Genomic DNA, 8,903 nt, shown 5'->3' on the forward strand with positions numbered 1-8,903 from the left:
GGTCCTTGGTGGGCGGGTAGCCGGCCTTCTTGCGGTAGAGGACCGAGGGCGGCAGCAGGTCGCGTACGGCGGCCCGCAGGAGGCTCTTCTCCCGGCCGTCGAAGGACTTCATCGCCCACGGCACGTTGTAGACGTACTCCACGAGGCGGTGGTCGAGGAAGGGCACGCGGCTCTCCAGGGCCGCGGCCATTCCCATGCGGTCCTTGCGGTCCAGGATGATGCGCAGGTAGCCGGTGAGGTTGAGGTGGGTCATGCGGCGGATGTCGCGGTCGGTCCCGCTCTCGCCGTCGAGCAGTTCGATCCCGGCGACGGCCGACTGGTAGACGTCCTCCTCGTAGCGGCGCAGGTCGAGGCGTTCGACGAGGTCCGGGGCGAGCATCGCGGTGTACGTGGCGCCGCCGGGGCCGAGCTTGTGCCGGGCGAACTCCAGCCAGGGAAGGCCGTTGGCGCGGCGCAGGCCGGGGTCGAGGAACCAGTCGTAGCCGCCGAAGAGCTCGTCGGCGCCGTCGCCGGTGAGCGCGACGGTGCAGTCCTCGCGGAAGGCCCGGCACAGCAGCAGCAGGGAGGTGTCCAGGTCGCCCAGGGGGGTCGGCATGTCGCGGGCGCGCAGGACGTCGGAGCGGGTCCGGGGGGACATCAGGCTGGCGCCGGCGATGTCGACGCTGGTGTGGATGGTGCCCAGGTACTCGGCCATGGCGCGGGCGAACGGGCCGTCGGCGGTTGTGCGGATGTCGTCGGCGCGGAAGTCCTCGGCGGGGCCGAAGCCGACCGCGTAGGTGCGCAGCTTGCCGTTGTCGGGGCTGAGGTGGCGCACGGCGAGCGCGGCGAGCGCGCTGGAGTCGAGACCGCCGGACAGGAACGATCCCAGGGGCACGTCGGAGACGACCTGGCGGCGGACGGAGTCCTCCAGCAGGTCCCGGACGGTGGCCACCGTGGTGTCGAGGTCGTCGGTGTGGTCGCGGGGCTGGAGGGACCAGTAGCGGTGGACGGCGGTCCCGTCGCGGCCGAAGCGGACGACGGTGCCGGGCACTTGTTCGTTCACTCCGGTGTAGACGCCCGATTCGGGGCGCTTGACGAAGCCGATGACGGCGCGCAGGCCGTCGAGGCCGACCCGGGCGGGCAGGGCGGGGTGTTCGAGCAGCGCCTTGATCTCGGAGCCGAAAGCGAGGCCGCCGGGGACGTGTGCCCAGTACATCGGGTAGATGCCGAACCGGTCGCGGATCAGGACCAGTTCGCCGCTGCGGCCGTCCCAGACCGCGAAGGCGAACATGCCCAGCAGGCGTTCGGCGCAGGCGGCGCCCCACTCCAGGTAGGCGTGCAGCACGACCTCGGTGTCGCTGTCGGTGGTGAAGGCGTGTCCCCGGGTGCGCAGTTCGGCGCGCAGTTCTGTGTAGTTGAAGACCTCGCCGGTGTAGGCGAGGGCGACCGGTGCGCTGCCGGGCACGTCGTGCACGAGGGGCTGCACGCCGCCGGCGACGTCGATGACGGACAGGCGGCGGGTGCCCAGGGCGGCGTGTTCGCCGGTCCACACCCGCCCGTCGTCCGGGCCGCGCCAGGCGAGCGCGTCGGTCATCGCGGTGACGAGTCCGTGCTGTCCCGGGTGGGCCGGACGGTAGTCGACGAAACCCGCTATTCCGCACATATGTCTGATCTCCTGTCGGTGGGGTGGTCCGGGGTGCCGGGAGGCCGGTGCGCCGGTGCGGGGGCGCCGTGCTGCGCGTCGCGTTCCGCCCGGTCGCGGAATCCGTCGCCGATCGCGGTGCACATGGCGCCGAGCGAGGCGCGGGCCCGCGCGGCCTCCAGCAGGGCGGGGACGACGTTCTCCCGCCGGCCGGCCGCCGTCCGCAGCCGGGCCAGGGGTGCGGGGGCGGGCCGGGCGCTGACGGGCCGGCGGCGGCCGGGGATGACGCCGGAGGCCCGCTGCTGGCGGACGAGGGCGGCCTCCGCCGGGCTGTGGTCGGCGTCGGCGACGCCGACCAGCGGTCCGCGGTCGTGGTAGGCGGCCTCGTCGATCTCGCCCTCCAGCCAGCCGCTGCGCAGGCACGCCATGAGGCCGCCGCGTGCCGCGATCCGGTCCAGCCAGTCGGCCGCGCCGCGTTCGATGTCGCCGGCGAGGCCTTCGATGACCGCCGAGCCGCCGAGGGCGTCGGCGTACCGGGCCAGGTCGGTCTCCTGCTGGAGGATCTGCTGGACCCGCAGCGCGACGCGGGCGGACAGCTCGCCCGGGGTCTGGGTGGCCTCGTCGAACCCGCACACGTGTAGGGACTGGACGCCGCCGAGCACCGCGGCGATCGCCTGCACGGTGGTGCGTGCGACGTTGTTGAGCGGTTCGGAGGCGGCCAGGACCGAGCCGAAGGTGTTGACCTGGATGCGCATCTTCTGGCTGCGCGGGTCCCGGGGCGCGAACAGGTCGTGCATGCGCCGGGCGTAGAGGCGGCGGGCCGCGCGGTACTTGGCCGCCTCGGCGAGCAGTTCCATGTGGGCGCCGTAGATGAAGCTGAGCTGCGGGGCGACCTGGTCGACGGTGAAGCCGCGCTCCAGCATGCCGCGCACGTACTGCTCGGCGTCGGCGATACCGAGGGCGATCTCCAGGTCGCGGCCGGCGCCGGCCTCCCGGGCGTGGCCGCCGGAGATGGAGACCGGGTTGACCTTGGGCAGGTGGCGTACGCAGTACTCGACGACGTCCAGCGAGAGGCGGAAACTGTCGTCGAGGCCGAACACGCAGGCCTTGCGGGCCAGCCATTCCTTGAGCATCTCGTTCTGGAGCGTCCCGCGCAGCGCCGGGGGCGGGGTCGCGCTCTCCTCGGCCACCACGATCCACATCGCCAGCAGCACGGGGGCGGTGGCGTTGATCGTCATCGAGACCGAGACCTCGTCCAGCGGGATGCCCGCGAAGACCGCGGCGAGGTCGTCGACGGTGGCGATCGACACCCCGCACCGGCCGACCTCGCCGAGGGCCCGCGGGTCGTCCGGGTCGAGGCCCATCTGGGTGGGCAGGTCGAAGGCGAGGGAGAGCCCGGTCTCGCCGCGGTCCAGGAGGTAGCGGAAACGGGTGTTGGTGTCCTCGGGGTCCCCGAGCCCGGCGAGCTGCCGGATCGTCCAGGGCCGGGTGGTGTAGCCGGTGGGGTGGATCCCGGCGTCGTAGGGGTATGTCCCCGGCGTGCCCATAAGTGGCTCCTAGTCGTGGAGGAGTTCGCCGGTGATCCGCAGCAGCTCCCGGCGCTGCGGCCGGCCTCTGAGGTAGAAGTGGCCGCCGGGCAGGAGGGACACCCCGAAGGGCCCGGTGGTCTCGCGGCCCCATCCGGCCAGCACGTCCCCGGTGGTGTCCTGGTCGCCGCCGACCACCCGCACGGGCAGGCCGAGCGGCGGTCCGGGACGGTAGCGGTAGGTCTCGTAGGCCGCCAGATCGGCCCGGTAGAGCGGCATGACCAGAGCGAGCAGCGCGGGATCGGCCGGCAGCGGGCCGTAGCGCTCCTCGGTGAGGGCGAGCAGGCCGGCGTCATCGAGATCCGCGAGGTGCCGGCCGTCCCGCGGCGCGGCCGGCGGCGGACACGACGACAGCAGAAGGAACCGCGGCTGCGGTGCTCCGCGGTCGCGCAGGGCCCGGGCGGTCTCGAAGGCCACGAGCGCACCGAGGCTGTGGCCGAAGAAGGCGTACGGCTCCTGCGGAGGGGCGAACACGCCGAGGAACTCCTCGACCATCCGGTGGACATCCCGCAAAGGCGTCTCAGCGATGCGGGAACCCCGCCCGGGCGACTGCACACCCCAGCACTCGACATCCGCAAGAGCCTCGAACCAGGACAGATACTCGCCCGGCAGCCCGCCGCTGTGCGGGAAGCAGTACAGACGCAGCCGTGCCGACGGCCGTGCGCACCGCCGGACGAGCCACCGCGGAGGAACAGCTGTCACGGGGTCGCCTCCCGAAGGGACGGTTGTCACGGGGTCGCCTCCCGGCGGGCGGCGACGGCACGGGCCAGGTCGTGCGGGGTGGGGCCGGTGTAGAAGTCCGCGGTGGTCAGGGGGATGCCGAACTCCTGGCGTATCCAGGCCGCCAGCCGGGTGGCCATCAGGGAGTCACCGCCGAGGTCGAAGAAGTTGTCGTGCGGTTCCACGGCCGGCAGTCCGAGGCCGGCGGCGATCACCGCGGCGATCCGCCGTACCGGGTCGGCGCCGGCCTGCGGCGGTCCGCCGGCCGGCGGCACCGCGGCATCCGCCGGCACCGCCGCGGCCGGGGGCCGGGACGGGGTGACGGGCTCCTCCCCCAGGTGCACCCCGGCGGCGCGGACGGCGGTGTCCCCGGCGGACGGGGACACCGCGGATGCCGGGGACGCCGGGGACGGTTCCCGGGGTTCGACGAGGAAGCGCCGGCCCTGGAAGGGGTACAGGGGCAGCTTGACGCGGCGCCGCGCGCCGTGCCGCATCGCGTCCCAGTCCAGGACGGCGCCGGCCCCCCACATGCGTCCGGCGGCGGTGAGCATCGTCAGATGGTCGCCCGCCTCGTCGTTCGGGTGCGGCAGGGACTGCACGACCAGGTGGCGCGGCCCCACATCGGGGTGCTGCCGGGCCAGGGTGGCCAGGGTACGGCCCGGGCCGACCTCGAGCAGGGTCCGCTCCTGCCCGGCGGTCACGGTGCGCAGGGCCGCGGCGAACCGCACGGTGCGGCGCAGGTGGGCCGACCAGTAGGCGGGGTCGGTCAGCTGGCCCTCGGCCGCCCACTCCCCCGTCATGTCGGAGACGAACGGCACCCGGGGCTCCTGCGGGCCGGCCTGCGAGACCAGCTTCTCGAAGGCGTCCATGACGGGTTCGACCAGCGCCGAGTGGCCGGCCGTGGCGATCTTGAGCAGGCGCGAGTCGATACCGCGGTCGCGCAGGCCGGCGGCGAACCGCTCGACGAGCTCGGTACGCCCCGACACCGCGCAGCGGCCGGGGCCGTTGACTGCGGCGACCGACAGCCCGGCGGGCAGTACCGGCTCGACCTCGGCCTCGGGGAGTTCCAGTGCCAGCATGCTCCCGGACGGCAGCGACTGGAGGAGGCGGCCCCGCTCGCGGACGAGGCGCACGGCGTCGGGCAGGGTGAAGACGCCGGCCAGGCAGGCGGCCGCGTACGCGCCGAGGCTGTGCCCCAGGACGGCGTGCGGACGCACCCCCCAGGACTCCCACAGCCGGCACAGGGCGTACTCCAGGGTGAAGACGGCGGGCTGGCCGATCTCGATGGTGGCGAGCCGCTCCGCGATCCTGGCCTGCCGGCCCGGATCGTCCGGCGGCGCGAAGACGGCGCGCAGGCCCGCGCCGAGGCCGGCGTCGAGGCCGCAGACCTCGTCCACCGCACCGCGGAAGGCCGGCTCGGCGGCGTACAGGTCGCGGCCCATGCCCAGGTGCTGGCCGCCCTGGCCGGGGAAGAGGAAGACGACGGAGGGCGCGCGGCCGGGCGCGGCGGCGTCCAGGAGCCGTCCCGGGGTCCGTGCCGACAGCACCCGGCCGGCCTCGGCGGCGTCCGCGCAGACCGCGAAGCGGCGCAGCCGGTACGCCGCCCGGCCGGTCTGCGCGGTCCAGGCGGCGTCGGCGAGCGGCGGCGCGTCCGGGGCGGCGAGGCGCTCGGCGAACCGGTCGGTCACCGCCTCCAGGGCCGCGGCGTCCTTGGCGGAGAGCACGAGCAGTTGCGGGCGGCCGTCGGGAAGCGCGGCGGCGGCCGCGGGGGCCTCCTCCAGGACGACATGGGCATTGGTGCCGCCCATGCCCAGGGCGTTGACGGCGGCACGGCGCGGACCGTCACCGCGCGGCCAGTCCGTCCGCTCGGTGACGACGCGGAAGGGCACGCGGTCCCAGTCGATGTCGGGGTTGGGAACCCCGAAATTGAGGCTCGCGGGTATCACGCCGTGCTCCACGGCGAGGACCGTCTTGATCAGGCCGGTCACACCGGCGGCGGCATCGGTGTGACCGACGGCGGTCTTGACCGATCCGAGCGCGCAGAATCCCGCGTCGCCGGTGTCCTCGCGGAACGCCCGGGTCAGCGCGGCGACCTCGATGGGGTCGCCGAGCGGGGTACCGGTGCCGTGGGCCTCCACGTAGGTGATGGTGCGGGCGTCGACGCCTGCGACCAGCTGGGCGGCGCGCACGGTCCGCGCCTGGCCCTCGACGCTGGGGGCGGTGAAGCCGACGGAATCGCCGCCGTCGTTGTGGACGGCGCTGCCGCGCAGGACGGCGTGCACATGATCGCCGTCGGCCAGGGCGTCGGCCAGCAGCTTGAGGACGACCAGGCCGGCAGCGCTGCCGCCGACCGTGCCGCGTCCGCGGGCGTCGAAGGCCCGCACGACACCGTCGCCGGTGACGATTCCGCCCTCGACGTACGAGGCGCGCGGCGGCCGCACGTGCACCGTCGCGCCGCCGGCCAGGGCGAGAGCGCATTCGCCGGCCAGCAGGGACTGGCACGCCAGGTGGACGGCGACGAGAGAGGTCGAGCAGGCGCTCTGCACGGTGACGACCGGGCCCCGCAGCCGCAGCCGCTGCGCCACGCGCAGGGTGAGAAAGTCGGGGGCGGTCGACAGGTGGATCTGCCAGTCGTCGACGAAGGGCAGGGCATCGCGCTGGGACTCCAACGCCGCACGGTAGCGGGTCGTGGCGCCCCCCGCGAACAGGCCCACCGGCTGCGGGCAGGACACGGAGCCGTACCCCGCGTCCTCCATGGCATGGTGGGCGCACTGCAGGAAGACCCGCTGCTGAGGGTCCATCACCAGGGCCTCGCGGGGGGAGAACCCGAAGAAGTCCGCGTCGAAGAGATCGGCGCCGGCCAGCAGTCCGTGGGCCGTGACATGGCCCTCGGGGGTGCCGGGAAGGCCGGTCCATGTGGTGATGTGCCCCGTGCCGGCGCACAGGTTGCGCCAGTACTGGTCCACGTCGGCGGCGCCGGGGAAGCACCCGGCCATGCCGATGACGGCGATCAGCGCGCCGTCCGGGTCGTCGGGAAGCGCGTCGGTCATCGGGTTCCTCCATCCAGGTCGGCGGCAGGACCGGACGCGGACGTGCCGGTCCGGGAACGGCCCCGGCGGAGCCGCGAGACCCCGCCGCGGCGGCGTTCGGCCGCGGCGGCGGACAGGGGCGGGGCGGCCGGGGCCGCGTCCGGGCCCCCTTCGAGGAACGCGGCCAGGGCGGCGAGGGTGGGGTGCTCGAAGAGCGCGATCAGGGGGAAGGTGCGCCCGGTGAGGTCCTGGAGGCGCAGGTGGACGGTCTCCAGGAGCATCGAGTGGCCGCCCAGGTCGAAGAATCCGTCGTCGGCGCCGATCTCCTCCAGCCCGAGCACCTCGCGCCAGACCGCGGCCACCGTCTGCTCGGCACCGGCGCGCGGCGCCCGGTGCGGGGCGGACGCCGAGGAGGCGGGGGCGGGCAGCGCGGCACGGTCCACCTTGCCGCCGAAGCTGATCGGCAGCCGCTCCAGGACGGCCCACTGGCGGGGAACCATGTAGCCGGGCAGCCGTTCGGCGAGGCGGGCCGCGACCGCGGCAGGGACGATGGTGCCGGGCGGCCCGGAGGGCACCAGCCATCCGGCGACCCGGCCGTTGTGCAGGCCGATGTGCGCTGCCGCCACCTCGGGCAGCGCGAGGAGCGCGCAGACCACCTCCTCGGGCTCGATCCGGTGGCCGTCCAGGGCGATCTGGTCGTCGGCCCTGCCGTGGAACTCGTAGGTGCCGTCGGGCCCCAGCCGCACGAGGTCCCCGGTGCGGTAGAGCCGCAGGGGGCCGCCGCCGGGGCCGGGGCGGGTGACGAACCGTTCGGCGGTCAGGTCGGGGCGCCCGAGATAGCCGCGGGCCAGGCCGGGACCGCCCAGGCACAGCTCCCCCGTCGTGCCGGGGCCGACCGGACGCAGGCCGTCGTCCACGACCAGCGCGACAGCGCCGGCGACGGGGACGCCCAGCGAAGGGGCGCCGGTGTCGTCGCCGGCGGGCACGGGGCCGGCGAGCGCGACGACGGTGGCCTCGGTCGGCCCGTAGTTGTTGACCAGCAGGAACGGCTGGTCCGGGCGCGGCCGGCCGCGGAGCCGGTCGCCGCCGGTGCGCAGCAGGCGCAGGGCCGTGCCGTCCGGCCACGGGGCGGCGATGAGCGGTTCGGCCAGCCGCGTCGGCAGGAACGAGACGGTCACCCCGGTGCGGACCATCCACGCGCGCAGGGCGTCCGGGGCGAGCACCGTCTCCGGCGGCGGGACGTGCAGGCAGGCGCCCGCCGCCAGGGCCGGCCACAGCTCCCACACCGAGGCGTCGAACGCCGGTGAGGCGATCAGCGTGCACCGGTCGGAAGGTGTCAGGGCGGCCGTACGGGTGTCCCAGGCGACGAGGTTGGACAGCGAGCCGTGCTCGACCATCACACCTTTGGGCTCGCCGGTGGAACCCGAGGTGAAGACCACGTAGGCCAGGTCGTCCGGGCGGGAGGCGGCGGGCCGGGGCGCGTCCGGGACCCGGCCGCCGCCGGGCGCGGGGTCCGGCGGGCAGGGCAGGACGTGCTCGGCGGCCGGGGCCGGGCCGCCGGGGGCGGCAAGGACGATGCTCGCCCCGGCCGCCGCGGCGAGCCCGTCGAGCCGGCCGGCCGGCTGCGCGGGGTCGAGCGGGAGGTAGGCGGCGCCGGACTTCAGCACGGCCAGGAGCGCTGTCGCGTACTGCGGGCCGCGCGGGAGGCAGACTCCGACGATGCGGCCCGGTCCGGCGCCCAGGGCGCGCAGCGTCCGGGCGAGGCGGTCGGCGGCGCGGTCGAGCTGCCGGTAGGTCAGCACCCGGCCGCCGGCGACCACGGCGGGTGAGTGGGGGGATCGGGCCGCCCGGCGGGCGACGAGTTCGTGCACCGGCGGGAGCGGGGGGACGGGGTGCGGGTGCGCGGCGGGGTCCTCGCGGGTCACGGGGCGGCCTGCCTTCCGGGCG

Annotated in this window: 5 protein-coding genes; all 5 read right to left on the bottom strand. The window is 75.2% G+C overall.

Annotated features, from left to right (window positions below):
* A partial coding sequence (asnB, locus tag V7E46_RS30175) for an asparagine synthase (glutamine-hydrolyzing) (protein WP_333771387.1) occupies nt 1–1,642 on the bottom strand: 1,642 nt, incomplete at its 3' end.
* Complete coding sequence (locus V7E46_RS30180; RefSeq protein ID WP_333771388.1) at nt 1,630–3,168, bottom strand: methylmalonyl-CoA mutase family protein; 1,539 nt, start codon at nt 3,166–3,168, stop codon at nt 1,630–1,632. The genes V7E46_RS30180 and asnB, both read right to left, overlap by 13 nt.
* Nucleotides 3,169–3,177: 9 nt before the next feature.
* Complete coding sequence (locus V7E46_RS30185) at nt 3,178–3,909, bottom strand: thioesterase II family protein (protein WP_333771389.1); 732 nt, start codon at nt 3,907–3,909, stop codon at nt 3,178–3,180.
* A gap of 26 nt (nt 3,910–3,935) precedes the next feature.
* Nucleotides 3,936–6,977 carry a beta-ketoacyl synthase N-terminal-like domain-containing protein gene (locus V7E46_RS30190; protein WP_333771390.1) on the bottom strand — a complete coding sequence of 1,014 codons (3,042 nt, stop codon included), beginning with the start codon at nt 6,975–6,977 and terminating at the stop codon, nt 3,936–3,938.
* On the bottom strand, nt 6,974–8,903 hold a 1,930-nt coding region (locus tag V7E46_RS30195; RefSeq protein ID WP_333771391.1), incomplete at its 5' end, for a non-ribosomal peptide synthetase. The genes V7E46_RS30195 and V7E46_RS30190, both read right to left, overlap by 4 nt.

Source organism: Streptomyces sp. IBSBF 2435 (assembly GCF_036815005.1).
Classification (GTDB): Bacteria; Actinomycetota; Actinomycetes; order Streptomycetales; family Streptomycetaceae; genus Actinacidiphila.

Bases quoted from the DNA above. Each gene is read 5' to 3' on its own strand.
- V7E46_RS30180 (WP_333771388.1), bottom strand. From the start codon at position 3,168: ATGGGCACGCCGGGGACATACCCCTACGACGCCGGGATCCACCCCACC.
- V7E46_RS30190 (WP_333771390.1), bottom strand. From the start codon at position 6,977: ATGACCGACGCGCTTCCCGACGACCCGGACGGCGCGCTGATCGCCGTC.